The 26,409-nt window shown below is 32.8% G+C and carries 30 protein-coding genes and 1 riboswitch; of the genes, 26 read left to right on the forward strand and 4 right to left on the reverse strand.

Annotated elements, in window-relative coordinates; genetic code table 11:
• Nucleotides 1-12 precede the first annotated feature (12 nt).
• The 6 genes from atpG (at nt 13) to fabZ (ending at nt 5,163) form a co-directional block, all read left to right on the forward strand.
• Nucleotides 13-879 (forward strand): ATP synthase F1 subunit gamma, encoded by an 867-nt coding sequence (gene atpG, locus MHB47_RS04315; RefSeq protein WP_340755334.1) that lies wholly within the window; start codon nt 13-15, stop codon nt 877-879.
• A gap of 22 nt (nt 880-901) precedes the next feature.
• The gene (gene atpD, locus MHB47_RS04320; protein ID WP_340755336.1) at nt 902-2,314 is read left to right on the forward strand and encodes a F0F1 ATP synthase subunit beta; all 1,413 of its coding nucleotides are present in this window, start codon (nt 902-904) and stop codon (nt 2,312-2,314) included.
• A 19-nt stretch (nt 2,315-2,333) separates the two neighbouring features.
• Complete coding sequence (locus MHB47_RS04325; protein ID WP_002507082.1) at nt 2,334-2,738, forward strand: F0F1 ATP synthase subunit epsilon; 405 nt, start codon at nt 2,334-2,336, stop codon at nt 2,736-2,738.
• A 321-nt stretch (nt 2,739-3,059) separates the two neighbouring features.
• Nucleotides 3,060-3,293: a DUF1146 family protein gene (locus MHB47_RS04330; protein WP_002507083.1), complete on the forward strand. Its 234-nt coding sequence runs from the start codon at nt 3,060-3,062 to the stop codon at nt 3,291-3,293.
• Between the two features lie 106 nt (nt 3,294-3,399).
• Nucleotides 3,400-4,665: a UDP-N-acetylglucosamine 1-carboxyvinyltransferase gene (gene murA / locus MHB47_RS04335; protein ID WP_046466131.1), complete on the forward strand. Its 1,266-nt coding sequence runs from the start codon at nt 3,400-3,402 to the stop codon at nt 4,663-4,665.
• Nucleotides 4,666-4,722: 57 nt separating this feature from the next.
• Nucleotides 4,723-5,163 carry a 3-hydroxyacyl-ACP dehydratase FabZ gene (fabZ, locus tag MHB47_RS04340; protein ID WP_002507085.1) on the forward strand — a complete coding sequence of 147 codons (441 nt, stop codon included), beginning with the start codon at nt 4,723-4,725 and terminating at the stop codon, nt 5,161-5,163.
• Between the two features lie 68 nt (nt 5,164-5,231).
• Here fabZ and MHB47_RS04345 read toward each other — a convergent pair whose 3' ends face one another.
• Nucleotides 5,232-5,672 carry a YwpF-like family protein gene (locus tag MHB47_RS04345; protein ID WP_318420564.1) on the reverse strand — a complete coding sequence of 147 codons (441 nt, stop codon included), beginning with the start codon at nt 5,670-5,672 and terminating at the stop codon, nt 5,232-5,234.
• 190 nt (nt 5,673-5,862) lie between these two features.
• Between MHB47_RS04345 and MHB47_RS04350 the strand changes: the two genes are divergently transcribed.
• The 7 genes from MHB47_RS04350 to yidC all read left to right on the forward strand — a co-directional run bounded on the left by MHB47_RS04350 (nt 5,863) and on the right by yidC (nt 11,719).
• Nucleotides 5,863-6,282 (forward strand): single-stranded DNA-binding protein, encoded by a 420-nt coding sequence (locus MHB47_RS04350; protein WP_002507087.1) that lies wholly within the window; start codon nt 5,863-5,865, stop codon nt 6,280-6,282.
• Nucleotides 6,283-6,765: 483 nt separating this feature from the next.
• On the forward strand, nt 6,766-7,446 hold the full coding sequence (locus MHB47_RS04355; RefSeq protein WP_340755342.1) for a transglycosylase family protein: 681 nt from the start codon (nt 6,766-6,768) through the stop codon (nt 7,444-7,446).
• A gap of 212 nt (nt 7,447-7,658) precedes the next feature.
• Nucleotides 7,659-7,758: riboswitch (TPP riboswitch) on the forward strand.
• Nucleotides 7,759-7,836: 78 nt separating this feature from the next.
• Complete coding sequence (gene tenA, locus MHB47_RS04360; protein WP_340755344.1) at nt 7,837-8,526, forward strand: thiaminase II; 690 nt, start codon at nt 7,837-7,839, stop codon at nt 8,524-8,526.
• A complete protein-coding gene (gene thiD, locus MHB47_RS04365; RefSeq protein WP_340755346.1) occupies nt 8,519-9,340 on the forward strand; it encodes a bifunctional hydroxymethylpyrimidine kinase/phosphomethylpyrimidine kinase in 822 nt (273 codons plus the stop codon). Before tenA ends, thiD begins: the two co-directional genes overlap by 8 nt.
• On the forward strand, nt 9,333-10,124 hold the full coding sequence (thiM, locus tag MHB47_RS04370; protein WP_340757274.1) for a hydroxyethylthiazole kinase: 792 nt from the start codon (nt 9,333-9,335) through the stop codon (nt 10,122-10,124). Before thiD ends, thiM begins: the two co-directional genes overlap by 8 nt.
• Nucleotides 10,124-10,762: a thiamine phosphate synthase gene (gene thiE / locus MHB47_RS04375; protein WP_340755348.1), complete on the forward strand. Its 639-nt coding sequence runs from the start codon at nt 10,124-10,126 to the stop codon at nt 10,760-10,762. The genes thiM and thiE overlap by 1 nt, the downstream gene beginning before the upstream one ends.
• A gap of 87 nt (nt 10,763-10,849) precedes the next feature.
• Complete coding sequence (yidC, locus tag MHB47_RS04380) at nt 10,850-11,719, forward strand: membrane protein insertase YidC (protein WP_002507093.1); 870 nt, start codon at nt 10,850-10,852, stop codon at nt 11,717-11,719.
• A 70-nt stretch (nt 11,720-11,789) separates the two neighbouring features.
• On the opposite strand, the gene MHB47_RS04385 is transcribed toward yidC, so the two are convergent.
• Nucleotides 11,790-12,440 carry an HD domain-containing protein gene (locus MHB47_RS04385; RefSeq protein WP_340755350.1) on the reverse strand — a complete coding sequence of 217 codons (651 nt, stop codon included), beginning with the start codon at nt 12,438-12,440 and terminating at the stop codon, nt 11,790-11,792.
• A 127-nt stretch (nt 12,441-12,567) separates the two neighbouring features.
• Nucleotides 12,568-14,052 carry a cardiolipin synthase gene (gene cls / locus MHB47_RS04390; RefSeq protein WP_340755352.1) on the reverse strand — a complete coding sequence of 495 codons (1,485 nt, stop codon included), beginning with the start codon at nt 14,050-14,052 and terminating at the stop codon, nt 12,568-12,570.
• 143 nt (nt 14,053-14,195) lie between these two features.
• Between cls and csoR the strand changes: the two genes are divergently transcribed.
• The 3 genes from csoR to MHB47_RS04405 all read left to right on the forward strand — a co-directional run bounded on the left by csoR (nt 14,196) and on the right by MHB47_RS04405 (nt 15,071).
• The gene (gene csoR / locus MHB47_RS04395; RefSeq protein WP_002507096.1) at nt 14,196-14,489 is read left to right on the forward strand and encodes a copper-sensing transcriptional repressor CsoR; all 294 of its coding nucleotides are present in this window, start codon (nt 14,196-14,198) and stop codon (nt 14,487-14,489) included.
• Nucleotides 14,490-14,503: 14 nt separating this feature from the next.
• Nucleotides 14,504-14,716: a putative copper chaperone CsoZ gene (gene csoZ / locus MHB47_RS04400; RefSeq protein ID WP_340755354.1), complete on the forward strand. Its 213-nt coding sequence runs from the start codon at nt 14,504-14,506 to the stop codon at nt 14,714-14,716.
• A 214-nt stretch (nt 14,717-14,930) separates the two neighbouring features.
• A complete protein-coding gene (locus tag MHB47_RS04405; RefSeq protein ID WP_002507098.1) occupies nt 14,931-15,071 on the forward strand; it encodes an Lmo0850 family protein in 141 nt (46 codons plus the stop codon).
• 155 nt (nt 15,072-15,226) lie between these two features.
• Here the strand turns inward: MHB47_RS04405 and rodA are convergent, their stop codons facing one another.
• On the reverse strand, nt 15,227-16,429 hold the full coding sequence (gene rodA / locus MHB47_RS04410; protein ID WP_002507099.1) for a rod shape-determining protein RodA: 1,203 nt from the start codon (nt 16,427-16,429) through the stop codon (nt 15,227-15,229).
• A gap of 274 nt (nt 16,430-16,703) precedes the next feature.
• On the opposite strand from rodA, the gene MHB47_RS04415 reads away from it, so the two are divergent.
• The 10 genes from MHB47_RS04415 to MHB47_RS04460 all read left to right on the forward strand — a co-directional run bounded on the left by MHB47_RS04415 (nt 16,704) and on the right by MHB47_RS04460 (nt 26,198).
• Complete coding sequence (locus MHB47_RS04415) at nt 16,704-17,774, forward strand: D-alanine--D-alanine ligase (protein WP_340755356.1); 1,071 nt, start codon at nt 16,704-16,706, stop codon at nt 17,772-17,774.
• Between the two features lie 12 nt (nt 17,775-17,786).
• Complete coding sequence (locus MHB47_RS04420) at nt 17,787-19,142, forward strand: UDP-N-acetylmuramoyl-tripeptide--D-alanyl-D-alanine ligase (RefSeq protein ID WP_340755358.1); 1,356 nt, start codon at nt 17,787-17,789, stop codon at nt 19,140-19,142.
• Between the two features lie 544 nt (nt 19,143-19,686).
• Complete coding sequence (gene cshA / locus MHB47_RS04425; protein ID WP_340755360.1) at nt 19,687-21,210, forward strand: degradosome RNA helicase CshA; 1,524 nt, start codon at nt 19,687-19,689, stop codon at nt 21,208-21,210.
• A 210-nt stretch (nt 21,211-21,420) separates the two neighbouring features.
• Nucleotides 21,421-21,900, forward strand: a complete 480-nt coding sequence (locus tag MHB47_RS04430) for a PH domain-containing protein (protein WP_340755362.1) — start codon at nt 21,421-21,423, stop codon at nt 21,898-21,900.
• Nucleotides 21,893-23,398, forward strand: coding sequence for a PH domain-containing protein (locus MHB47_RS04435; protein WP_340755364.1), 1,506 nt, complete (start codon nt 21,893-21,895; stop codon nt 23,396-23,398). The genes MHB47_RS04430 and MHB47_RS04435 overlap by 8 nt, the downstream gene beginning before the upstream one ends.
• Nucleotides 23,391-23,927, forward strand: coding sequence for a PH domain-containing protein (locus MHB47_RS04440; protein ID WP_340755366.1), 537 nt, complete (start codon nt 23,391-23,393; stop codon nt 23,925-23,927). The genes MHB47_RS04435 and MHB47_RS04440 overlap by 8 nt, the downstream gene beginning before the upstream one ends.
• 32 nt (nt 23,928-23,959) lie before the next feature.
• Complete coding sequence (gene acpS / locus MHB47_RS04445) at nt 23,960-24,310, forward strand: holo-ACP synthase (protein WP_107515450.1); 351 nt, start codon at nt 23,960-23,962, stop codon at nt 24,308-24,310.
• A 122-nt stretch (nt 24,311-24,432) separates the two neighbouring features.
• The gene (gene alr, locus MHB47_RS04450; RefSeq protein WP_340755369.1) at nt 24,433-25,581 is read left to right on the forward strand and encodes an alanine racemase; all 1,149 of its coding nucleotides are present in this window, start codon (nt 24,433-24,435) and stop codon (nt 25,579-25,581) included.
• Between the two features lie 87 nt (nt 25,582-25,668).
• Nucleotides 25,669-25,839, forward strand: a complete 171-nt coding sequence (mazE, locus tag MHB47_RS04455; protein WP_002507108.1) for a type II toxin-antitoxin system antitoxin MazE — start codon at nt 25,669-25,671, stop codon at nt 25,837-25,839.
• A complete protein-coding gene (locus tag MHB47_RS04460) occupies nt 25,836-26,198 on the forward strand; it encodes a type II toxin-antitoxin system PemK/MazF family toxin (protein ID WP_002511418.1) in 363 nt (120 codons plus the stop codon). The genes mazE and MHB47_RS04460 overlap by 4 nt, the downstream gene beginning before the upstream one ends.
• Nucleotides 26,199-26,409 lie beyond the last annotated feature (211 nt).

Raw genomic sequence — 26,409 nt, forward strand, 5'->3', positions numbered from 1 at the left:
GGTGGTGAGATAATGGGATCTCTTAAAGAGATTGATACACGTATAAAATCAACTAAAAAAATGAAACAAATTACGAAAGCAATGAACATGGTTTCAAGTTCAAAATTGCGTCGTGCTGAAAGAAATACAAATCAATTCAGACCTTATATGGAAAAAATGCAAGATGCAATTACTGCGGTTGCTGGTGCAGATAAAAATTCAAGTCACCCAATGTTACAACAACGTGAAGTGAAGAAAAGTGGCTATATTGTCATTACAAGTGATCAAGGATTGGCAGGCGCGTATAATGCAAATGTATTGAAGCATTTAGTTAACGATATTGAGAATAAGCATGCTAGTAAAGATGAATATTCAATTTTAGTCTTAGGACAAACTGGTGTGGATTTCCTTAAAAATAAAGGTTATGAAGTTCATGATTCACTTGTTGAAGTACCTGATCAACCTTCATTTAAAGAAATACAAGCTATCGCTAAAAAAGCGGTAGATTTATATAGCGATGAAGCAGTAGATGAGGTTAAAATCTACTATAGTCATTTCGTCAGTGTATTAGAAAATACACCTTCCATGAAAACTGTACTTCCATTGTCTCCAGAAGATTCAAGTTTAGGACATGGTCAAATGTCTTCATATGAATTTGAGCCAGACAAAGAAGCAATCTTAAGCGTTATTCTACCTCAATATGTAGAGAGTTTAATATATGGAACGATTTTAGATGCGAAAGCAAGTGAGCATGCGACTCGTATGACTGCTATGAAAAATGCATCTGATAATGCGACAGAGATTATTGATGATTTATCAATTGAATATAACAGAGCTAGACAAGCAGAAATCACTCAACAAATTACTGAAATTGTTGGTGGATCAGTTGCGCTTGAATAATTATTAAAGGAGGCAAAAAAGCATGGGATTAGGCCGTGTAACACAAATTATGGGTCCAGTAATTGATGTTCGCTTTGAGCACAATGAAGTTCCAGAAATTAACAATGCTTTAACAGTCGACGTTGAAAGAGATGAAGGTACTGTCACGCTTACATTAGAAGTTGCATTACAACTTGGCGATAATGTAGTACGTACGATTGCAATGGATTCAACTGATGGTGTTAAACGTGGTACAGAAGTTCGAGATAGTGGTGAAAGTATCAGCGTACCAGTTGGAGATATTACACTAGGTCGAGTATTCAATGTACTTGGCGATACAATTGATTTAGATGAAAAAATCGAAAATTCAGTTCGACGTGATCCAATTCATAGAGAAGCACCTGCATTCGATGAATTATCTACTAAAGTTGAAATTTTAGAAACAGGAATTAAAGTTATCGATTTATTAGCACCATATATCAAAGGTGGTAAAATCGGTTTATTCGGTGGAGCCGGTGTTGGTAAAACTGTATTAATTCAAGAATTAATTAATAACATTGCTCAAGAACATGGTGGTATCTCTGTATTTGCCGGTGTTGGTGAACGTACACGTGAAGGTAATGACTTATACTTCGAGATGAGTGAAAGTGGTGTTATTAAGAAAACTGCAATGGTATTCGGTCAAATGAACGAACCGCCTGGTGCACGTATGCGCGTAGCATTATCTGGTTTAACAATGGCAGAATATTTCCGTGACGAACAAGGACAAGATGTATTACTATTCGTTGATAACATTTTCAGATTTACACAAGCTGGTTCAGAAGTATCAGCATTGTTAGGTCGTATGCCTTCAGCTGTTGGGTATCAACCAACATTAGGTACGGAAATGGGACAATTACAAGAACGTATTACATCAACAAACAAAGGTTCGGTTACTTCAATCCAAGCGGTATTCGTACCTGCCGATGACTATACTGACCCTGCGCCAGCAGCAGTATTTGCTCACTTAGATGCAACTACAAACTTAGAACGTAAATTAACTGAAATGGGTATTTATCCTGCGGTTGATCCGTTAGCATCTACTTCAAGAGCACTTGACCCAACGATTGTTGGACAAGAACATTATGAAATAGCACGTGATGTACAATCTACTTTACAAAAATATAGAGAGTTACAAGACATCATTGCTATTTTAGGTATGGATGAATTATCGGAAGAAGATAAACTAACTGTAGAACGCGCACGTCGTATTCAGTTCTTCTTATCACAAAACTTCCACGTAGCAGAACAATTCACTGGTCAAAAAGGTTCTTACGTTCCAGTTCAAAAAACTGTAGAAGGTTTCAAAGCAATTTTAGATGGTGATTACGACCATATCCCTGAAGATGCATTCCGTCTTGTTGGTAGTATGGAAGAAGTAATTGCTAAAGCTAAAGACATGGGTGTTGAAGTTTAAAAATTAGGAGGTATGGATAATGAACACATTAAGCCTAAATATTGTCACTCCTAATGGTTCTGTTAACAACCGAGAAGATGTTAATCTTGCAGTGTTCCAAACTACTGCAGGTGAGATCGGTGTCATGTATGGACATATTCCAACAGTTGCAGCACTTGAAATTGGCTATGTCAAAATTAACTTTGATAATGGTTCAGAATATATTGCAGTGAGTGAAGGTTTTGTTGAGGTTAGACAAGATAAATTATCGGTTATTGTACAAACTGCAGAACCTGCTAACGAAATAGATGTAGCTAGAGCAGAGTTAGCTAAATCTAGAGCAGAATCTCATATAAATAATGAAGAAGATAATAGTGATATTAGTAGAGCTAAGCGTGCGTTAGAACGTGCTAACAACCGTATTCGTGTCGCTAACTTACAATAAATATTATTTGAAATTTGAAGTTCCTAATAGAAGGAACTTCATTTTTTTGATTATAAAACGCATTAATATCCTCGCAAATCATTATTTTATTGAAGGATGTCCTATAAATAAACGATTTTAATTCCTATATAGAAAATTTTATTACGAGATATACATAAAATATTTTTATCTTTATATTTAATATGAATATCTTTTATGCTATTAGGGAATAGCAAAATATAACATTTAGTTATATTAGGGGATTTACCGTTGTTCTTAAGTATCTTTTAGAGCCAATTTCGTGTAAAATAGTTGAATAGTATGAAGTGAGGAGCATGGCTTATGGAGTATTTAGGACAGTTCTCAGTTGTACATCTTATCTTACATGTGCTTTGTATTTGTGTTGCTTATTGGGCACTTAACTCAATAAGGTTAGATCAATTTTTTAAAAAAGGGTATCCAGTTCAAGTCCAGATATGTATGATATTTTTAGCAATATTATTAGGTACAGCAGTAAGTAATTTTATTGTAGATTTACTACAATTTTCAACTCAAATAAAATATTTAGCACAATAATTCAAATATCTGTATATTTGTTTGGTTTACAGATATAATAATTTAAGAGTACATAAAAAAGATGAATTTTAATGAAATATAAAAGTAGTTAAGTGGAGGATTTAAGATGGATATGATAGAGATTAATGGTGGAAATAGATTAACTGGTGAAGTGAAAGTATCAGGTGCAAAAAATGCTGTATTACCAGTATTAACTGCTTCACTATTAGCATCAAAAGGTGTTAGTAAACTTATGAATGTACCAGCACTTAGTGATGTGGAGACGATTAATAATGTAATTTCAACATTAAATGCAGATGTTTCATACAATAAAGAAGAAGAATCTGTCACTGTTGATGCCACAAAGGAATTAAATGAAGAGGCACCATATGAGTATGTGAGCAAAATGAGAGCAAGTATACTTGTAATGGGTCCATTATTAGCTCGTCTAGGTCATGCAAAAGTTGCATTGCCAGGTGGTTGTGCAATTGGTTCAAGACCTATCGAACAACATATCAAAGGCTTTGAAGAGTTGGGTGCCGATATCCATATGGATGGTGGTTTTATTTATGCCAGCACTGAAAATGGATTGAAAGGTACATCAATTCACTTAGATTTTCCAAGTGTAGGAGCGACTCAGAATATCATTATGGCTGCATCATTAGCTGAAGGTAAAACAGTGTTAGAAAACGTGGCACGTGAACCAGAGATTGTTGATTTAGCAAACTATATCAATGAAATGGGCGGTAATGTAGTAGGCGCAGGTACGGATACGATAACTATTCACGGGGTTGAAGCATTACATGGTGTAGAACATTCAATTATCCCTGACAGAATTGAAGCAGGAACGCTACTTATTGCAGGAGCAATTACACGTGGTGATATAATTGTAAACGGAGCTATCAAAGAACACATGACAAGTTTAGTTTATAAATTAGAAGAAATGGGCGTAAACTTAGATTATCAAGGTGACACGATACGTGTTACAGCAGACGGCCCATTAAATCCTGTAGATATTAAAACACTACCTCACCCAGGTTTTCCAACTGATATGCAATCGCAAATGATGGCATTGTTACTTACAGCAGACGGTCATAAAGTAGTGACTGAAACAGTTTTTGAAAATAGATTTATGCATGTTGGAGAATTCAAACGCATGAATGCTAAAATACAAGTTGAAGGCAGAAGCGCAAAAATTGAAGGTAAAAGTGAACTTCAAGGTGCTCAAGTAAAAGCAACAGATTTACGTGCAGCAGCCGCCCTTATTTTAGCAGGACTTGTAGCTGATGGAACAACCCAAGTTACTGAGTTAATACACTTAGATAGAGGTTATGTTGATTTACATGGTAAATTAAAATCTTTAGGTGCCGATATCAAACGTACACAAAAATAATACTTCAATGTATTAATATAAAACTCGCAACGAAAGAAGATTTGGAGGAAGCAAATAATGGAGACAATTTTCGATTATAATCAGATTAAAGATATTATTCCACACAGACAACCATTTTTATTAATTGATCGCGTGATTGAATACGAAGAAGGCGAACGATGTGTAGCTATTAAACAAGTTTCTGGAAATGAGCCGTTTTTCCAAGGGCATTTTCCTGAATTTGCAGTTATGCCAGGCGTATTAATTACCGAAGCCTTAGCACAAACAGGTGCGGTAGCTATTTTAAATAGTGATGCAAATAAAGGCAAACTTGCATTATTTGCAGGAATCGATAAATGTCGATTTAAGAAACAAGTCACACCAGGTGATACTTTACAATTAGAAGTTGAAATTACGAAGATGCGTGGACCAATTGGAAAAGGGACTGCGAAAGCAACTGTTGATGGTCAACTTGCATGTAGTTGTGAATTAACATTTGCAATACAAGATAAAGCATAAATAAAAATGCCTTAAGGATTTGTGAATTCCACTAAATCCTTAAGGCATTTTTGTGTTTAATATTTACTTTACTTTTCGAATTTTTCATCTTTAAGTCTTGGTTTAGATTGCATCATTCGATTAAATGATTTTTTCAATTCTTCACCAGTTAAGCCTTCATCAATCAACTGTTCTAATAAGCTTTCTGCATAAACTTGTCTCAAAGTATAGATGTGACATTCAAATACTACAGAAATAGTGCCATCTAATTGGCTGATATTTTTAATTGTTGCGTCAAATAACGCAGGGTCATTAGCTGGACGTGTAATGACAACACGAATATCCAAGAGATCTTCATTATTCATATATTGTTTCATGGTTTCATAATGGAAGTCTGAAATGACGATTTCAAGCAACCAGCCAGTACCACTATTTTCTTTATTTATAATGACTCCATCTTCTAATTCATATTCAGTAACTCCGCCATTTTCTGATACGATTTGAAATCGAACGGCTTTAAATGTTTTCATCGTCTTCACATCCAATTGATTAATTTAAAATCTACTATAATTGCATTTATATAATCATTATAACGTAATTTCAAAAGAGAAAGGTGAAATTTGTAGAAATTAGTAGTAATTTACTTTTTGGTTTATGAAAATATGAGTTTTGACTCAATTTATAAATTTAATTATGATTAAAACACAAAGGAGGTGACCTATGATAAATAACATCGTCATTGTAGGACGATTAACAAAAGATCCCAAAATTTATGAAAAGGAGGGGAAGAAGTTAGCTACCTTTTGTGTAGCAGTAAATAGAAATTATAAAGATAAAGATCAAAATACAGTCTGTGATTATTTGTATTGTAAAGCATTTGGTAAAATTGCTGACAATATTGAAAAGTATATCAATCAAGGATCACTTGTAGGTATTACTGGACAAATGCAATCACGTAAATTTGAAAAAGAAGGACAGATGCATTTTGTATCAGAACTTTATATCGAAACAATTAAATTCATGTCTCCACGAACTAAAAATGAAACGGATGAACTTTTTGAGCCATTCCCATTAGAGCAAGATCATGAATCATTCAACGAAATTAATATTCAAGAAAATGATATATACGAAATTGTATAAAACTCCCACTTAAAATTTATCCCACATTAAACTATTCCAATTAATATACATTAAATCCTACTATCAATTATACTTCTTTCAGGCTATTCCTCTTAATAATGCCCAATCTAGAGGAATAGCTTTACATATTATATCTATCCATATATACATCTAAAAAATAAGTGAACGTAAAAGTACTGTAAAATTCAATTCACAAAACTTCTTGAAAATGCGATTTATAGCATTTACATAATACAGAATAATCAGTTTAATTACGAAAATATTACAAGGGTATAAAGTCAATTATAGTTCAAAAGGTTATCATGGTAGTACTTATATGCTTAAATATACATAAAAATGAGTATTGGTGATGTAATTAGGTTGTAAAAAAAAGGTTTGTTTTTTTATTTCACTGTAACCTACAAAGAACTTTTGAATGATATAGTTGTACTTGCAAATTAATCATAAAATAAATTAATCACCTTATAGGAGGACTTTTTAACAATGAAAAAAACAGTAATCGCATCAACTTTAGCACTAGGATTAGGCGTAACAGGAGCAGCAAATTCAGCTGACGCTTCAGAACAAGGCGTAGACAAAGCAGAATTAGCTCAATTAGCTCAATCAAACTCAGAACAATTAAATGAAGCACCTGTACAAGAAGGCGCTTATGACATAGATTTCAATTATAATGGTACAGACTATAGCTTTGAATCAGATGGTACAAACTTTAGCTGGAGCTTTGGCGGAGGATCAACTGAAGCACCTGCACAACAAGAAGCACCAGCAGAACAATCAGCTGAGCCAGCACAACAATCAGCACCAGCTGAACAAGCTGCAGAACCAGCTCAACAAGAAGCACCAAAAACTGAAACAACTCAACAACCACAACAAGAGTCTACTTCAAAAGAATCAAGCTCAAGTGAAGCTTCAAGTGGTTCATCAGTAAATGTTAACTCTCATTTACAAGCAATCGCTCAACGTGAATCAGGCGGCGATCTTAAAGCTGTTAACCCATCATCAGGTGCAGCAGGTAAATATCAATTCTTACAAAGCACTTGGGATTCAGTAGCTCCAGCAGCTTACCAAGGTGTATCTCCAACAGAAGCACCTGAATCAGTACAAGATGCTGCAGCAGTTAAACTTTACAATGAAGTTGGCGCTTCACAATGGGTTACTGCATAATTTAGTCAGTAATAACTATAAATACTATAAACGTATGCCAACAAAGTCACCGACTTTGTTGGCATTTTTTGTCCACGATTTCCACTAATACAACTACAGCTTGTAGTTACTGTGTCATCGCTATAAAATTTACAACATAGACGTTTCATTGAAGTACGTTCTTTTGCAATGTCACACTACATTTGTTATGTTTAAAGAAATAATAATATATGAAAATCTACTAGGGGAGCCTTTATGGCTGAGATGATTCTGTTCAGACCCTTACGACCTGATTTGGTTAATGCCAACGTAGGAAAGTAGTTTAATTTATAATTGAATTGCTTAGCCTTTCTATTAATTAACTACATTCTTACTTGGAATGTAGTTTTTTTATATTTAGGAGGACTTAACGTGTTATTTTCAAAAGAATTAAAAATAGATGCCAAGCCAATTATTGATGACATTTATAATGACCCATTTATACAAGAAATGTTACAAGGTCATTTATCTAAGGATGCTACTAAATTTTATTTAAGAGCAGATGCATCTTATTTAAAAGAGTTTGCTAATATTTACGCATTACTCATACCTAAAATGGAGCAAATGGAAGATGTAAAATTTTTAGTTGAACAGATACAATTTATTGTTGATGGAGAAGTAGCGGCACACGAAATATTGGCTGAATATGTAAATGAACCTTACAATGAAATAGTACAAGAGAAAGTTTGGCCACCGAGCGGCGATCATTATATTAAGCACATGTATTTTAATGCTTTTGCTAAAGAAAATGCAGCATACACAATTGCTGCCATGGCGCCTTGTCCATACGTATATCAAGTTATTGCACAACAAGCGTTACAAGACCAAACTTTGAATACCAATTCTATTTTGTCAAAATGGTTTGAATTTTATAGTACCGAAATGGATCAACTTGTGCATATTTTTGATAATTTAATGGATAAATTGACACAAAATTGCACGAAACAAGAGAAAGCTGACATCAAAGATTGTTTCTTACAGAGTACAGTCCATGAACGCAAATTTTTTAATATGTCATTCACTGAAGAAGAATGGCCTTATGGAGGGGTTAATAATGAATAAACCTAAAATTGCTTTAACTATAGCAGGCACTGACCCAACGGGTGGCGCAGGTGTCATGGCAGATTTAAAATCGTTTCATGCTTGTGGCGTATACGGTATGGCTGCGATAACGAGTATCGTAGCGCAAAACACAAAAGGCGTTCAACATATTCATAACATAGAAACAAGTTGGTTATCCGAGCAATTAGAAAGTATCTTTGATGATGAGTTACCTCATGCGTTGAAAACAGGTATGATAGCTTCAAAAGAAATGATGGAATTAATACAATATTATTTAAAGCAATATCCAGAGATTCCTTATGTGATAGATCCTGTAATGTTAGCTAAAAGTGGTGACTCGTTGATGGATGAGGATGCTAAAGCTGACTTGCAAAATATTTTATTGCCTTATGCTGCTGTGGCAACACCAAACTTGCCCGAAGCAGAGGAAATAACAGAATTAACGATACAAGACGAATCATCAATTTATAAAGCAGGCGACATTTTCATTAATGAAATTGGTAGTAAAGGTGTTGTTATCAAAGGTGGACATTCAGAGGATTTAGACTTCGCTAAAGATTATTTATTCACTAATGAAAATGTATATACTTTTGAAGAACCTCGATTTGATACAAAACATACGCATGGTACAGGGTGTACTTTTTCGGCAGTGATTACTGCAGAATTAGCAAAAGGTAAAACAATATATGAAGCAGTGAAAAAAGCAAAACAGTTCATTTCTTTAAGCATTAAACACACACCTGAAATTGGTCAAGGTAGAGGACCAGTTAATCATTTTGCATATATGAAAGAGGTAGGATTAGATGATGAATAATTTAGAAGCACTCAGAAATAGTAACCCGTTAGTTATTTGTTATACAAACGATGTTGTTAAAAATTTTACAGCAAATGGCTTATTAAGTTTAGGAGCAAGTCCAGCAATGAGTGAAGCACCAGAGGAAGCGTCAGATATGTTAACTCACGCGAATGCTTTACTGATTAATATTGGCACGCTGACTAAAGATAGAGAGTCAGACATTTTAAAAATTGCGAAGGTAGCTAATCAAATTGGAACACCAATCGTCTTTGATCCTGTTGCTGTAGGTGCATCACAATATCGCAAAGATTTCTGTGAGACATTTTTAAGTGAGGTTAGGGTAGCAGCTATCAAAGGTAACGCCTCAGAAATTTTAACACTAATTGATAATGATACACAGATGAAAGGTACAGATAGTGATATAAATCTGGATGCTGTGACTATTGCTAAAAAAGCTCATACACAATTTGGGACAGCGATTGTTATCACAGGTAAAGAAGATATTGTAATGCATGAAGATAAAATTCTGAAACTTGCTAATGGTTCGCCTATGCTTGCAAAAATCACAGGTGCAGGTTGTTTATTAGGCGCTGTGATAGCGAGCTTTTTAGAATCCAAGCAGCAGCCACAATTAAATCAATTGGTAGAAGCAGTTACTATATATAATATTGCTGCTGAACAAGCTGAAAAAATTTCGGATAATCGAGGGCCTGGCACATTTATGGTTGAATTAATAAATGCTTTATATCAAATCACATATGATGATTATTTGAATTTAATACGCAGTCAAGAGGTGCAATAATGTTTGATAAAAGTAAGCTAAAACTTTATTTTATTTGTGGCACGCAAGATGTTGCAGAAGGTGAATCGATTATTGATGTTGTAACTGAAGCTTTAGAAGCAGGTATAACACTATTTCAGTATAGAGAGAAAGGGGAAACTGCATTAGTAGGTGATGATAAAGTGAGGATGGCAAAACAATTACTTTCGTTGTGCCATCAATACGATGTACCTTTTATAGTAAATGATGATGTCAGTTTAGCTAAAGATATTGATGCAGATGGTATTCATGTAGGGCAAAATGATTTAGAAGTAAATGAATTTGCACAACAATTTGAAAATAAAATCATTGGTCTGAGTGTAGGTGATGTAGATGAATACTTAAATTCTGATTTGAAATATGTCGATTATATAGGCGTTGGTCCAATGTTTGCTACGACATCTAAAGATGATGCAAGTTTGCCAGTTGGTCCAGAAATGATTACACAATTAAGACATTACGTTAATGATTTTCCGATTGTTGCGATTGGTGGCATCAATTTAGATAATACACCATCTATAATTCATGCTGGGGCAGATGGTATATCAATTATTTCGGCTATTGCTAAAAGTCAAAATATAAGTGAATCAGTAAGACAATTTTTAAAAACTGTTGAATAATGTATAAAAATTTCTTTTTTTGTTTTCTACTTCCCTATGAGTATGATAAAATAAATTCTATGTGAATAAATCATTAGAGGTGGAAAAATGAAGAAGAAAGCGCTACTCCCTTTATTATTAGGTGTAATGGTCTTTTTAGCAGGTTGTGACTATTCTAAACCTGAAAATAGAGATGGGTTTTTCTATAATACGTTCGTAAATCCAATGGACAGTCTTATACATTGGTTAGGAACTAGTTTTAATAACGACTATGGACTAGCAATTATTGTCATTGTATTGGCGATGCGTATCATATTATTACCATTCATGTTATCGAATTATAAAAACAGTCACATGATGCGTGAAAAAATGAAAGTTGCTAAACCGGATATTGATGCAATTCAAGAAAAAGTTAAGCGTTCACGTACGCAAGAAGAAAAAATGGCAGCTAACCAAGAAATGATGGAAGTTTACAAGAAATATGATATGAATCCGATGAAGAGCATGTTAGGTTGTTTACCAATCTTGCTTCAAATGCCAATCATCATGGGTCTTTTCTTCGTATTGAAATATCCTTCAAGTGGTGGTTTCACTGAACACCCTGATTTCTTATGGTTTAACTTAGCTCAACCAGATATTTGGATTACGATTATAGCAGGTGTTTTATACTTCTTACAAGCTTATGTTTCAAGTAAGAGTATGCCAAACGAACAGCGTCAAATGGGTTATATGATGATGATTATTTCGCCAATTATGATTGTGTGGATTTCATTAAGTTCTGCATCAGCATTAGGTCTATACTGGTCAGTCAGTGCCGCATTCTTGATTGTACAAACACAAGTAGCGAATATGCATTATTCTAAACTTGCTAAAAAAGAAGTAGCACCAATGATTGAAGCTATGGAGAAAAACAAAGCTGAAACAGCGAGTAAAGGTAAAAACACACAAGTTGTTTCTAAGAAAAATAAGAAAAAATAAATTATTTAAATTTTAAATAAATTTGTAATGAAAAGTCATCGTAGTTTTAAACTACGATGACTTTTTTGTATTATTTGAAATACCATTCATTAAAAAATTGAGTTACAAATATTTCCATATATTCGTGTCTCTGTTGTGCAATTCGTTTAGCAGTTGGTGTATGCATTAAAGCTTTAAGTTTAAACAGTTTTTCATAAAAATGTTTAATAGCTGATGCTGGAACATTTTTATTATCGATTTCTTTGTTAGACAAAATATCGTTGCATGCTCCTTCAATCCACATGGGTTCTCCAAAATGACCAGCATATTGGAAAGTACGAGCGATTCCAATTGCCCCGATAGCATCGAGGCGATCAGCATCACGTACAATTTGGCCTTCTATTGATAATGAAATATCATTATTTTCTCCATTTTTATAACTCATATGTTCAATAATATGTAGAATAGCTTCTTGCTGTTGTATTGGCAGCTGAAGTTGTGTCAAAAATTGTGTTAATCTATGTTTTGCTTGACTAGCGTCGGTAAGTTTAGCGTCAACCGTATCATGTAATAAACTAGCTAGTTGAATGGTTAATAAATTTCCAACTTGCTCTTGTTGCGCAATGTAGTTTGCCATTTTAACGACGCGCAATACGTGAGCGACATCGTGGCCAGTTGCATCCTCTTTATGAAATGACTCCATATATATCTGCGCTGAATTGACTATTTCTTGCGGATTCATCTAAACGCCTCTTTTCATAGAAATAAAGTTATATAAGCTAGTGATTTAGTATAATCATTTACTTTATAATAAAGAAAGTCCAAAGTAATATTGATGTTCATCGATTACTTTGGACAGAGTTAAATTATTACAAAATAGGTGATATAAGTCTTGCAATACCTTCTTTAAATTTAATCCACAAACTTCGCTTCTCATACTCCTCTTTTGTTAGTCGATAGGATAAGGCTAAATCTTTCTCAAAAGTGGCTTTAAGTTCTTTCGTTATGAATGTGTCATAAATAAAAGCATTAATTTCAAAATTTAAAGTAAAGCTTCGGTGATCCATATTTGTAGTACCCACACTCGCAACTTCGTCATCTATAAGCAGTATTTTTGAATGTAAAAATCCATTATCGTAATGGAAAATATTGGCACCTGCATCTAACAGTGATGCTACGTTATTATAGGTAGCCCAATATACAAATGGATGGTCAGGTTTATTAGGGATCATGATATTCACATCGACGCCACCTAATGCTGCGATTTTTATCGCGTCTAAGAATGATTGGTCAGGAATAAAGTAAGGAGATTGAATATGAATAGATTGTTTAGCAGAAGTAATCATTTTCAAATAACCATATTTGATTTGCTCCCATTCTTCGTCTGGCCCGCTAGATGCGATTTGGACACCAATCGTACCTCCAGAATCCACATCAGGAAAATAACGTTCAGCGTATTTCAAATTATCGCGTGTTGATTGAACGTTCCAATCAAGCATAAAACGTAATTGAAGTGCATTGACAGCATCGCCAACAATTCGTAAATGTGTATCTCTCCAGTAACCAAATTTTTTCTTTAATCCTAAATATTCATCACCAACATTAAAACCACCAATGTAACCAATATGTCCATCGATAATCACTAATTTTCGGTGATTTCGATTGTTCACTCTTAAATTGATTAATGGCAATTTAGAAGGGAAAAAGGCTTCAACTTTACCACCTTTGTTTCGAAATGATTTAAAATCTTTAAGTGACAAACTACGTGAGCCCATGTCATCATAAAGCATCTTCACTTCTAACCCTTGCTCAAGTTTTTGCTCGAGCGCTACTAAAATACGTTTACCTAAGTCATCATTTCTAAAGATATAGTATTGGATATGGATATAATCCTTTGCCTCGTTTATATCTTTAATAAGTGCATCAAACTTTTCTCTACCATCTGTAAAGATATCAATATCATTATCAGTTGTTAAAAAGGCAGCATTATTGTATAACAACATTTGAACCATATCTTTAAATTTAACAATTTGATGATTACCTTTTGAAAATTCATCGTTCTTTAAGGCTTCTAATTGTTCATTAACAATCATTTCAATACCTATTTTATCTTCTTCATCTAAGGTGAAAATACGGTCTCGCTGAATTTGTCGTCCAAACAATAGATAGATGATAAAGCCTAATATAGGTATGAAGACTAACACTAACAGCCACGCCCACACGGCACCAGCCGAACGTCGTTCCATAAAAATAATTGTGAAGGCAAAGATAAGGTTTAATATAAATGCGCCAAGAAAAATGATGTTAAGAATAACGTTTGTGTGGTTAAACGTTAAAGAAAATATATCTATCATATTAAACCTCCAAAATGCATTGCAGTTAATTAAAGTACTATAAAAGTCTTAATTATTGTAACATGAATATAAGGTTTTATCATTTGACTAATACCGCATAGGGGTATATCATATAATTGAAATTATTAGGAGGCGTGTAATATATGGCGGAAATACAAAAAGCGCATCACTCAGAACAAATTAAATCTAATTTAAAATCAAGATTAAATCGTATAGAAGGCCAAGTGAGAGCAATTAACCGCATGGTAGATGAAGATGTTTATTGTGATGACGTGCTCACACAAATTAGAGCCACTCGATCGGCTTTAAATGGTGTTGCTACTAAATTATTAGACCATCATATGAAAAGTTGTATTATGGAAAAAGTAGAGCAAGGTCAACAAGAAGAAGCTATGGAAGAACTATTGGTTACATTTCAAAAATTAATGAAGGATTAGGCAAGGTGAACGTAGTGGTAACAAAAGTAATTTATATTTCCGGTATAGAAAATGAAATACAACAAAAACATATTGAACAGCAGCTTAAACAATTACACGGTGTACACCAAGTCAACATAGAAATAGAAAGCAATAATAGCAAAATTTCCATTGATTTTGAAACCCCTGCAAGTTTAAATAATTTAGAAAAAGAAGTTTATGATTTAGGATATGAAATTTTATATTAAATTGAAATATTAAAAAAAGACTACAATTTTAATTTAACTGATTTTTGTTACTTTTGAAAACTTATTTCACAAAGGAAAACTATTTTTACGATGTAATTATACAATAAAATTGACTAAATATTTGGTTATAATAAAAAAATTTTGAATATAATGTAGTATTTAGTAATTAAATAGGGTAAGATATAGTAGAAGCAAGTAATTTAGGGGTGATGATATGAGTAAAGATAACGAAAAGATTCAAAATGTAGTTAAACTATTATCATCATTAGGGGTAAACATAAAGAAAACCAAATCAAGATTAGAAGTTATGCAGACTTTGCCGACAACTGTGAAAGCCGCTAACGAATTGAAATAGTAAAGTTACCTAATTAAGCGATTGGAGTAGTGTGCTCTAGTCGTTTTTTTGTTATACAGAAACCTGTTTTATTAAATAATTGGTAAAAAAATAACTGTTACGATCATTGAGATGATTGTAACAGTTATTTTTTAGAAGTAAAAATTAAAATGATTTTATTTTTGAGCTTGTTTTTGAACGTCAGGTGAGTACTGTTTTGGTTGATGATAAGAAATAGATAATAATACACCAATACCACACATTAAACTCCATAAGGAACTACCACCATAGCTTATAAATGGTAATGGAATACCAGTGATAGGTAATAATTGTATTGTCATACCTATATTTTGTAACACGTGGAATAGAATTAGTGCTGTGTAACCAATAATAAATAATTTGCTGAATGGTGATTCAATTTTAGTTGCAAGTCTAACTAGGTGAAACATTAGTCCTAAAAACACTAGAATTAAAATAACTGAGCCAATGAATCCAAACTCTTCTCCAATAACGGAGAAAATAAAATCAGTATGATTTTCAGGGATATATACTTCACCTTGATTGAATCCCTTACCAAATAGTTGACCAGATCCAATGGCTTTAAGTGATTCTGTTAAATGATAGCCGTCGCCACTACTATAAGTATAAGGATCTAACCATGAACTAATGCGTCCGAGTTGGTAAGTTTTAATACCCAAACTATTCTCTATAAGTGATGGCTTGAAAATAATAGATAAGATGATACTTGATGCTAAGAGAAATACTGTAATAAATAATGGTGCAATTATTTTCCATGTGATACCACTCACTATAATTACACCAACAATAATGGCGCAAATAACAAGCGTTGTGCCCAAGTCATTTTGCAGTAGGATAAGGCCCATAGGAATAATGGAAATACCAAAAATTTTCAGCAGTAATTTAAAATCTGTCTCCAATGATTTATTGAAAGTAAATTGATTATGCTTTGAGATTAGTTTAGCAAGCGCCAATATCAATACTATTTTCATAAATTCTGAAGGCTGTACGCTGATTGGACCTAGTTTATACCAACTCTTTGCACCATTTATAACAGGTGTGAACGGTGTTTCTGGAATAATGATTAATATAAATAAGGCTGCACAAAAAAGAAAGTACAGTAAATATGTATATTTCATTAGTTTCTTAGGTGAAACTAACATGATTAAAAATGCTATGAATCCGCCAAGGACATAATACAGAACTTGCCTAATGCCAAAGTTGGCGCTATATTGACCGCCACCCATAGCTGAGTTGATTATTGTTACACTAATAATTGCTAACAATACGAGGAAGCCTACTAAAGTCCAGTCGACTCGCCGTATCCAATGGTTGTTTTTTAATTGACGTGAAGTACTCATTTCTTACTCCTTTGAAAAGCTTAGTTTTCTTTAACTTTGTAATATATATAGATTTTACCGAACTTTAATGTATATTGCTAGAAGTAGGGTGCCAAATTGAAAAATTATAATAAGATAACTATATATTGATGAGTTAAAGTTATTACTTTTAATCCATTGTAAAGTGCCATATACTAAATTGAAAAATAAAAAGTTTTTATACTACTTAACAAATGCAAAAAAATATTAAATCGTGATATGATGTAGTTTAAGAATTGTATATGGAGGCTAAAGTATGGCTAAAGAAAATGTATGTATCGTATACGGAGGAAAAAGTGCGGAACACGATGTTTCAATATTAACAGCACAAAATGTCTTAAACGCAATAGATAAAGATCAATATCAAATAGACATCATTTACATAACAAATGAAGGTGACTGGAAAAAGAAAGAAAATATCGTAGACACTATAAATGAAATAGACACTTTACGTTTAACAGATGTTGCTGCAGGTGAAATCTCTCAACTACTTAGTATTGGTAGCACAGGGAACGCCTATAGTGCAGTTTTCCCAGTATTACATGGACCGAATGGTGAAGATGGTACAATTCAAGGTTTGTTTGAAGTATTAGATATACCATATGTAGGAAACGGTGTTTTAGCTGCCTCAAGTTCGATGGATAAACTTGTTATGAAACAATTATTCGCGCATAGAGGATTACCTCAACTACCTTATGTGAGCTTTTTAAGAAGTGAATATCATAAATATGAAAGTAACATTTTGAAACTTGTACATGACAAGTTAGAATATCCAGTATTTGTAAAACCAGCAAACTTAGGTTCTAGTGTTGGTATTAGTAAATGTAATAATGAAGAAGAATTGAAAGTTGGTATTGAAGAAGCATTCCAATTTGACCGTAAATTAGTAATTGAACAAGGTATTGATGCGAGAGAAATAGAAGTAGCTGTACTTGGTAATGACTATCCTGAAACAACTGCGCCAGGTGAAGTGATTAAAGAAGTAGCATTCTATGATTACAAAGCTAAGTACAAAGATGGAAAAATAAAATTAGATATTCCTGCTGATCTAGAGGAAGAAGTACAAACAACATTAAGAAATATGGCAGTCGAAGCATTTAAAGCGACAGATTGTTCTGGTTTGCTACGAGCTGATTTCTTTGTCACTGAAGACAATCAAATTTTTATTAATGAAACAAATGCGATGCCAGGCTTTACTGCTTTTAGTATGTATCCAAGACTTTGGGAAAACATGGGCGTAACATATGCTGAATTAATTGAAAGATTAATTGAATTAGCGAAAGAAAAGCATGAAGATAAGAAGCAAAATAAATACAAAATTGACTGAGGCGAATGAATAATGATTGAAGTAACTTTAGAACAAATCAAAGAATGGATTCCATGTGACATTGATAATGAATATTTAGATCATACGATTAAAGGTGTTTCTATTGATTCACGTGTAATTAACAATCAAAATTTATTCATTCCTTTTAAAGGTGAAAATGTAGATGGACATAAATACGTCGCACAAGCACTGAAAGATGGGGCAGGTGCAGTATTTTATCAAAAAGATGTAACTTTAGATAAAAACATAGACGGTCCAGTGATATGGGTTGAGAATACACTTAAAGCGTTACAACAATTAGCTAAAGCTTATTTAGAATTTGTTGGGCCTCAAGTCATTGCAGTAACAGGCTCAAATGGTAAAACGACTACCAAAGACATGATTGAAAGTGTTTTAAAGCCACAATTTAAAGTTAAAAAAACACAAGGCAATTACAATAATGAAATCGGATTACCATTAACAATATTAGAATTGGATCAAGATACTGAGATTTCAATTTTAGAAATGGGAATGTCTGGATTCAATGAAATTGAGTTATTGTCAAATTTAGCCGAACCCAATATAGCAATAATTACTAATATTGGTGAATCACATATGCAAGATTTAGGTTCTAGAGAAGGTATTGCCCAAGCAAAAGCTGAAATTATCACAGGCTTAAGATCAAATGGCGTCTTTATTTATGATGGTGATGAGCCATTATTAGAATCTCACGTTACGAAAATACTAGATGCAGATATAGTAAGTATTGGTAAAGACAAAGACAACACACTTGTTTGTCAGATTGAAGATATTGAAAATGCAGGTATCGTATTTAATATTAACGGGGGAGAAAGATTCGATTTACCTATTTTAGGTGAACATAATATGAAGAATGCAACAATTGCTATCGCTGTTGGTAAAAGGTTAGGCTTGAGCCATGACATAATTTTTAATAACTTACGTAAAGTAGAACTTACAGGTATGAGAATGGAACAACATTATACCAGTGGCAATAAATTAGTCATTAATGATGCATATAACGCGAGTCCTACAAGTATGAAAGCAGCAATTGATACGCTTTCAATTATGAAAGGCAGAAAAATTATTGTACTTGGAGATGTTTTAGAATTAGGTCCAGATAGTCAGATGATGCATGAAAATGTAGGTCGATACTTAGAAGGTAAAAATATTGATGCATTATTTACTTTTGGGGCAGCTTCAAAATTTATTAGTAACACGGGCAAAGCGTATGTAACACAAGCAGAACATTACGAAGATAAGCAAGCATTGATAACAACTTTACAAGATTATGTTCAATCTGAGGATAAAATTTTAGTCAAAGGTTCTAGAGGAATGAAACTAGAAGAGGTTGTCGAAGCTTTAATTTAAACATTAACTAAATAACGAGTTGTTAGAATTTGATTAGAAATCTAACAGCTCGTTTTTATTTTGCTAAAACGGGAAAACTTATAAAAGGCAACAAGTATTTATAAAGTTATCACACTTAAATGTAATAGACATACTCATATTGAAAAAATGACGACGTTTCATAATTTCATTAAAGAAACATACAGTTAAGCTTAATGTCGGTACCAATGTAATTTCAGTTAAAAAATTTCTTGAATTTAATTTAAATAAGGAGTGAATAAGCCATATCTTACAAGTAAAATATTCTGACAATTAACAGAATAAATAAATTAATAAATTTTTTTAAGAGAGTATAAAGTAAGTTTACAGAATAAAGTTAAACGCTTACAACCTATATATTTCGGTATTTTTGGTGTTTTAAAACATTTTAAAACAAGCAAAGTTATTGCATTTAATCAAATTTGGTTTATTGCGATTATATACTTGAGGTGGTACTATTAAGAAGTTGAAGAAACTTAAGTGAACATATATGTATAGAAATACAGATAAATAAAGGAGAATTATATTGCAAAAATTTAAAGAATTAGGGCTCTCAGATAAGATGGCAGAAACCCTAGCATCAATGGGGTTCGATGACGCCACTCCTATACAAAAAGAGAGTATCCCTCTTGCCTTAGAAGGCAAAGACGTTCTTGGTCAAGCTCAAACAGGCACAGGTAAAACTGGTGCGTTTGGTATTCCACTTGTTGAAAAAGTGGCAGACAAAGAAGGCGTACAATCATTAATCCTTGCACCAACAAGAGAATTAGCTATGCAAGTAGCTGAATCAATCAAAGAATTTGCTAAAGGTCAAAACGTACAAGTTGTTACTGTATTTGGTGGTATGCCGATCGACCGTCAAATCAAGTCACTTAAAAAAGGACCGCAAATCGTTGTAGGTACGCCAGGTCGTGTGATTGATCACCTTAACCGTCGTACATTAAAAACTAATGATGTTCATACGCTTATATTAGATGAAGCGGATGAAATGATGAACATGGGCTTCATCGATGATATGAAATTTATCATGGATAAAATTCCAGCTTCACAACGCCAAACAATGCTGTTTTCAGCAACAATGCCAAAAGCTATTCAAACATTAGTTCAACAATTCATGAAAACACCAGTAATTGTTAAAACAATGAATAATGAAATGTCTAATCCACAAATCGAAGAATACTATACAATCGTAAAAGAATTGGAAAAATTCGATACATTTACGAATTTATTAGATGTACACCAACCAGAATTAGCTATTGTATTCGGCCGTACTAAACGTCGTGTAGATGAATTAACAAGTGCGTTAATCTCTAAAGGCTACAAAGCTGAAGGTTTACATGGTGACATTACTCAAGCGAAACGTTTGGAAGTATTGAAAAAATTCAAAAATGATCAATTAGATATCTTAGTTGCAACAGATGTTGCAGCACGAGGACTTGATATTTCAAACGTAAGTCATGTTTATAACTTTGATATTCCTCAAGATACTGAAAGTTATACACACAGAATCGGCCGTACTGGTCGTGCTGGTAAAAAAGGTGTAGCAATCACATTTGTGAACCCAATTGAAATGGATTACATCCGTCAGATTGAACAAGCAAACAAGAGACAAATGACTGCAATGAGACCACCTCATCGTAAAGAAGTGCTTAAAGCGCGTGAAAACGATATTAAAGGTAAAGTTGAAAAGTGGATGTCTAGAGAAAATGAACCAAGATTACAACGTATTGCTTCAGAATTAATTGAAGAATATAGTGATGTTGATTTAGTTGCTTCATTATTACAAGAATTGGTTGAATCAAATGATGAAGTTGATGTTCAATTAACATTTGAAAAACCATTATCTCGTGGTAAAGGTGGTCGTCAAGGCCGCGGACCAAAACGTGGCGGTCAAGGCAACAATAAACGTGGTAATAAATTTGATAACAAAAATCGTCGTTCAAAAGGCGGATTCAACAACAATAATAAGAAGAACGAAAAGTCTTCTGATAGAAACAATAGCAATAAGAAATCAATGAAAGGTCGCACATTCGCTGACCACAAAAAATAAAAATAATTTATCATATATGAAATTTAGGTTTAATCATTCCACTCATGTGGGATGATTTTTTTGTTTTTTAAGAAAAGCTATGATAAATAATAAATATTAAGTGCAATATATTTTATATTAGAATAGATGTTTATAAATTTCAAATGAGGAATGAAATGACTATAAAAGCTATGTTATAATAAATTGAAATCTTAATTAAGGAGTGTATATATGACTAACGACCAACTATTTAACAGAAGTCCTAAACAAGCTATGAAGTATTACTACATAATAGAAGGACTGGAATTTATTGTTAGTTTGATCGTTTCGGTTATTTTAATATTTTTATGGAGTCACTTTAATTGGTGGCATTTCATTGTATATTTAATCGTTGCTTTTATAGTGTTTGATTTTATGTATTTATTGGTTAGACCCTGGATTAAATTTAAATACACATATTATAGAATTAAGGAAAATTACATAGAAGTAAAATATGATTTCTTCTTTAAATCTAAAAAAATAGTGAAATTGGAACGCACACAGTTTATTGAAAGGCAGAATAACCCGATTTTGAAGAAAATGGGACTGTCTAAAGCTACATTAATTACTGCTGGTCATAAAGTTAGTTTTCCTCTGATGTCTACGGATGATGCGAAGTCATTCGAATTACTAACACTCAATTACTTGAGAGGAGCTGATTTTGATGTATAATCCTCAAAAGTTACATCCTATTTCTTATTTAACTGGTGTTATTGAAGCTATTAAGCAAAATATCTTTTTGATTATTATTTTTCTAGTATTTAATATTCAGGATTTTGATTTTACAAATATAACTTCGTACATATTTCCAGCTATCGTTTTTACTTTCTTTTTATTTTCATTTATAGCTCAAGTATTAAAAGTTTATAACACGACATATTGGATTGAAAATGATCATTTTGTTTTAGCAACGGGTATCTTTACTAAAGAAAGAAAAGAACTTAATATCCGTCGTATACAAACATTAGATACATCACAAGGCATTATAAATCAAATCGTAGGTGGTGTGAAATTACAAATCAAAACACCGAGTGATGGTATTGATTTAGACACTGTTTCTAAAAAACAAAGTGAGTTAATACAACGTACGATTAAAGAAAAACAACGAGAATTAACTAGTCAAAATGAAGAACCAGATTTAACTAGCATATCTGAACCAGAGGATAATGGAGATAATCCGAAACAACTATCAGAACCTGTGCGCTTATATAAGCTTAATTTTAAAGAATTACTGTTTATGGCATTAACGAGTGGAGTTATAGGCGTGGCGTTTGCAGCCATTTCGCCGATAATTGGTGCCTTTTCAGAAGTGATACCATGGGAATGGCTCACTGGTGAATTTGCTCGGATTTCTCAAGCGATTTTTGTGATCGTGTTAATAATGGTTGCGACTATCATTATCGCAAGTTATATATTGGGTACATTGATTGTAATTATAAAAAACTATAACTACACAGTGACACAAAATGATAATCAATTGAATATCCGATATGGTTTATTTAATGTTAAAAGTATCACGGTGCCAACTGATAGAGTTCAAGCTGTAGTTGAAAGACAATCTTTCTTAAGAAAACTATTCGGTTTTACGTCTATACATTTTGTGATTACGAGCGATATGAATGGTAATGATAAAGAGGATATTTCATTAGATGGAAATGTTATGATTTTACCTTTTATTAAACGAAAAAAAGCATTCGAAATCATTAAATCACTTATCCCTAGTATGGCATTTGAAAATGCGGAAAAGGGTATGCCTTGGAGAGGTTTCCATAGGCACTTTTGGCGAGAAACAGTCATACTGCTAGTGCTTGCAACTATTGTTAATTATTTCTGGTTACCTTGGTCATTTCTTATCGCAACGATTATGATTTTACTACTAATTATTCATAGCCTTATAGTTATTAAATCATCTGGATTAAAAGTACGAAATGATGAACTTGTAGTACGTAATGTAACTATGTTTGGATTCAAAAATACGTATTTCAAGCATGATAAAATACTAGGTATGGAAATTAAACGAAATCCATTTTTAATAAATAGTGATTTAGGTAATTTCAATTTTATCATTGCAAAAGCTGCGGGTAGTGAAGCAATCGGTTTGAAATTTAATAATTATAAAGAAGTTGAAACACTTCAAAATTGGTATTTGAGAGGTGAGCATCATGAATGAATATAATTATATGGATAAATCTGGAAAAACAGTCATGCGTCTCTCGGCATATATTGTAACTGTAATATTTGTATTAATTTTAGCAGCTGTTTATATAGTTAATACACTGTGGTTGCAATGGCTTAACTCCAATATGATGATGTGGGTTTTAATTATTGGTATAATTATTATCGTAATTCAATTGCTGCTAGGTGCTATTTTAATTCCTGCGTATCGGTACCAAATCTTTAGATACAAACTAGGTGAAAATGAAATCACTGTAAGAAATGGTTTATGGTTTGTTTCAGTAATCAATATCCCATTATTCAGAATTCAAAATGTCGATACACACGAAGGTATTTTAATGCGCAAATATAAATTAGCAAGTTTAACGTTATCGACAGCAGGCGGAAATACTGAGATTAAACTTATCGACAAAGATATAGCGGCTACATTAAAGTACAAAATAAAAAATGTTAATAAAGCAATTGATGTAACAGAAAATGAAGCTTCAGAAATTGAACATTATAAAGATAGTGATTTAAAATAAATCACTATCTTTATATGAGCGAGGGGAGACTTATGATACACGGTATAGGTGTAGATTTAATAGAGATAACAAGAATAAAAAAACTTTATAGCAGACAAGAAAAATTGCTAGAACGTATATTAACTATCAATGAACAACAAAAATTTAATTGTTTCAAAAATGAACAACGTAAAATGGAATTTCTTGCAGGTAGATTTGCTTGTAAAGAGGCTTTTAGTAAAGCGCTAGGTACGGGGCTAGGAAAAACAGTAGCATTTAATGATATTGATTGTTTTAACGATGAAAATGGTAAGCCCTGTATTACCTATGAAGGCTTTAAAGTGCATGTAAGTATTACACATACGGAACATTATGCTATGAGTCAAGTCATTTTAGAAGTTTAATTTATTAAAAATTTTCTAAATTCAGTATGTTTAATTTGGTTATCCTATCATCATTGTTATAAAATTGATTTATTATAAAAAATTAGTGAAAGTTATTTAATGAAATAGGAGGTACATGCTTAATGTCTGATAAGTATTATAGATCGACGTACTTGAATGTAGATTTAAATGCTATTGTTTCGAATTTTCAAGTGTTTCAAACATTACATCCAAACAAAACAGTTATGCCAGTAGTTAAGGCGAATGGTTATGGACTTGGTAGCATTAAAATTGCACGTCAATTAATGGAAAATGGAGCTGAGTTTTTCGCCGTTGCAACATTAGATGAAGCAATTGAACTTCGTATGCATGGAATTAATGCAAAAATACTTGTACTTGGAGTTATTCCAACATATAACATAAACAAAGCAATACAACATCGAGTAGCAATTACGGTGCCGTCTAAAGTATGGCTCACTGAGGCTATCGAAGAAATTCCAACCGATAATAAAAAAGATTTGTGGCTTCACGCTAAATTAGATACTGGCATGGGTAGGTTAGGAATAAAAGATGTGGATGAGTACAAAGAAGTTATTGATTTGATTCAATCACATGACCATTTAGTTTTTGAGGGCGTGTTTACACATTTCGCATGTGCTGATGAACCGGGTGATTCGATGAATAAACAGCAAGCCTATTTTGAAGGAATTGTTGAGCAGGTAGAAAAGCCCAATTATATACATTCTCAGAATTCTGCAGGCGCATTAATGAAAGACAGTCAGTTTTGTAATACGGTTAGAATAGGCATATCATTATATGGCTACTATCCTTCAGAGTACGTTAAATCAAAAGTGAAGATACATTTAAAACCAAGTGCACAATGGATTAGTGAAGTCGTTCAAACTAAAGTATTGCAAACTGGAGAATCTGTGAGTTATGGAAGTATATATACAGCAAAAGAACCTACAAAAATTGGAATCATTCCAGTAGGATATGCAGATGGTTATCCAAGAATGATGACAGGATTTAGTGTGAATGTGAATGGGTACCAATGTGAAGTAATTGGAAAAGTGTGCATGGATCAAACAATAATTAAAATTCCTGAAGAAGTTAATACAGGTGATAAAGTCATTTTAATGGATCACCATAGTGATAGTCGACAATCAGCAGAAGCTCTGGGACGACAGCAACAGACCATTAATTATGAAGTGTTATGTAGACTAAATAGAAGGCTTCCTAGAATTTATCATGGGACGCAAGACTTAGAAATTCGCAATGAATTACTAAAATAGTATAGTCACTTAATGTAAAATTTGTTATTATAAGTCTAACAACGAATCTCAATATATTCTATTTTAGTAACATGGAGGTCTTTATTCATGGCAAGTTTTAATCAAAGCAGAAACCATAGTATTGAACAACTATTAAAAGAAGGCTATTCACAAATGGCCGATTTAAATCTCTCCCTTGCAGCAGAAGCATTTCCATTTGAATGTGAAGCTTGTGATTGCAATGAAGTTTACCTCAGCTCTAAGAATAACAATGAATGATGAGAAGAGGAGACGTTTATTTAGCTGATTTATCACCAGTTCAAGGGTCTGAACAAGGGGGAATAAGACCTGTCGTTATCATACAGAATGATACTGGAAATAAATATAGTCCTACCGTAATTGTAGCTGCAATTACTGGTAGGATAAATAAAGCTAAAATACCTACACATGTAGAAATAGAAAAAAGTAAATATAAGCTTGATAAAGATTCTGTAATACTGCTTGAGCAGATTAGAACTTTAGATAAAAATAGGCTGAAAGAAAAATTAACATACCTTTCTGAAAGTAAAATGAAAGAAGTTAATGTTGCCATAGATATAAGCTTAGGATTACATAATGTTAGAAATAGTAAATCATGATTTTCAAAGGTTTAAGAAACAGTTAATAAAATAGTGAATTATATATCGATTCCCTATAACATGTAATTACCACTTAATTAGTAATTTAATTGTGATTGGAAAATTAAGAATTTTAGTTTTGTGGTTTAATACCTTTGAGTGGGATGTTTTAATTTGAAAAGCTTTAGGTTATCCTAAAGCTTTTTTAGGTATTTGGAGCGTGTTTATCATA

The organism is Staphylococcus sp. FSL K6-3157 (assembly GCF_038005145.1).
GTDB classification, from domain to species: Bacteria; Bacillota; Bacilli; order Staphylococcales; family Staphylococcaceae; genus Staphylococcus; species Staphylococcus equorum.

Excerpts from the sequence above, each read along its gene's own strand:
- atpD (WP_340755336.1), top strand. The coding sequence starts at position 902 with ATGGGATTAGGCCGTGTAACACAAATTATGGGTCCAGTAATTGATGTT.
- murA (WP_046466131.1), top strand. The coding sequence starts at position 3,400 with ATGGATATGATAGAGATTAATGGTGGAAATAGATTAACTGGTGAAGTG.
- thiD (WP_340755346.1), top strand. The coding sequence starts at position 8,519 with ATGAATAAACCTAAAATTGCTTTAACTATAGCAGGCACTGACCCAACG.
- MHB47_RS04355 (WP_340755342.1), top strand. The coding sequence starts at position 6,766 with ATGAAAAAAACAGTAATCGCATCAACTTTAGCACTAGGATTAGGCGTA.
- alr (WP_340755369.1), top strand. The coding sequence starts at position 24,433 with ATGTCTGATAAGTATTATAGATCGACGTACTTGAATGTAGATTTAAAT.
- MHB47_RS04385 (WP_340755350.1), bottom strand. The coding sequence starts at position 12,440 with ATGAATCCGCAAGAAATAGTCAATTCAGCGCAGATATATATGGAGTCA.
- MHB47_RS04440 (WP_340755366.1), top strand. The coding sequence starts at position 23,391 with ATGAATGAATATAATTATATGGATAAATCTGGAAAAACAGTCATGCGT.
- rodA (WP_002507099.1), bottom strand. The coding sequence starts at position 16,429 with ATGAGTACTTCACGTCAATTAAAAAACAACCATTGGATACGGCGAGTC.
- mazE (WP_002507108.1), top strand. The coding sequence starts at position 25,669 with ATGGCAAGTTTTAATCAAAGCAGAAACCATAGTATTGAACAACTATTA.
- MHB47_RS04430 (WP_340755362.1), top strand. The coding sequence starts at position 21,421 with ATGACTAACGACCAACTATTTAACAGAAGTCCTAAACAAGCTATGAAG.
- atpG (WP_340755334.1), top strand. The coding sequence starts at position 13 with ATGGGATCTCTTAAAGAGATTGATACACGTATAAAATCAACTAAAAAA.
- MHB47_RS04325 (WP_002507082.1), top strand. The coding sequence starts at position 2,334 with ATGAACACATTAAGCCTAAATATTGTCACTCCTAATGGTTCTGTTAAC.
- thiM (WP_340757274.1), top strand. The coding sequence starts at position 9,333 with ATGAATAATTTAGAAGCACTCAGAAATAGTAACCCGTTAGTTATTTGT.
- MHB47_RS04350 (WP_002507087.1), top strand. The coding sequence starts at position 5,863 with ATGATAAATAACATCGTCATTGTAGGACGATTAACAAAAGATCCCAAA.
- MHB47_RS04460 (WP_002511418.1), top strand. The coding sequence starts at position 25,836 with ATGATGAGAAGAGGAGACGTTTATTTAGCTGATTTATCACCAGTTCAA.
- yidC (WP_002507093.1), top strand. The coding sequence starts at position 10,850 with ATGAAGAAGAAAGCGCTACTCCCTTTATTATTAGGTGTAATGGTCTTT.
- MHB47_RS04420 (WP_340755358.1), top strand. The coding sequence starts at position 17,787 with ATGATTGAAGTAACTTTAGAACAAATCAAAGAATGGATTCCATGTGAC.
- MHB47_RS04435 (WP_340755364.1), top strand. The coding sequence starts at position 21,893 with ATGTATAATCCTCAAAAGTTACATCCTATTTCTTATTTAACTGGTGTT.
- cls (WP_340755352.1), bottom strand. The coding sequence starts at position 14,052 with ATGATAGATATATTTTCTTTAACGTTTAACCACACAAACGTTATTCTT.
- MHB47_RS04415 (WP_340755356.1), top strand. The coding sequence starts at position 16,704 with ATGGCTAAAGAAAATGTATGTATCGTATACGGAGGAAAAAGTGCGGAA.
- MHB47_RS04330 (WP_002507083.1), top strand. The coding sequence starts at position 3,060 with ATGGAGTATTTAGGACAGTTCTCAGTTGTACATCTTATCTTACATGTG.
- MHB47_RS04345 (WP_318420564.1), bottom strand. The coding sequence starts at position 5,672 with ATGAAAACATTTAAAGCCGTTCGATTTCAAATCGTATCAGAAAATGGC.
- fabZ (WP_002507085.1), top strand. The coding sequence starts at position 4,723 with ATGGAGACAATTTTCGATTATAATCAGATTAAAGATATTATTCCACAC.
- MHB47_RS04405 (WP_002507098.1), top strand. The coding sequence starts at position 14,931 with ATGAGTAAAGATAACGAAAAGATTCAAAATGTAGTTAAACTATTATCA.
- thiE (WP_340755348.1), top strand. The coding sequence starts at position 10,124 with ATGTTTGATAAAAGTAAGCTAAAACTTTATTTTATTTGTGGCACGCAA.
- acpS (WP_107515450.1), top strand. The coding sequence starts at position 23,960 with ATGATACACGGTATAGGTGTAGATTTAATAGAGATAACAAGAATAAAA.
- csoR (WP_002507096.1), top strand. The coding sequence starts at position 14,196 with ATGGCGGAAATACAAAAAGCGCATCACTCAGAACAAATTAAATCTAAT.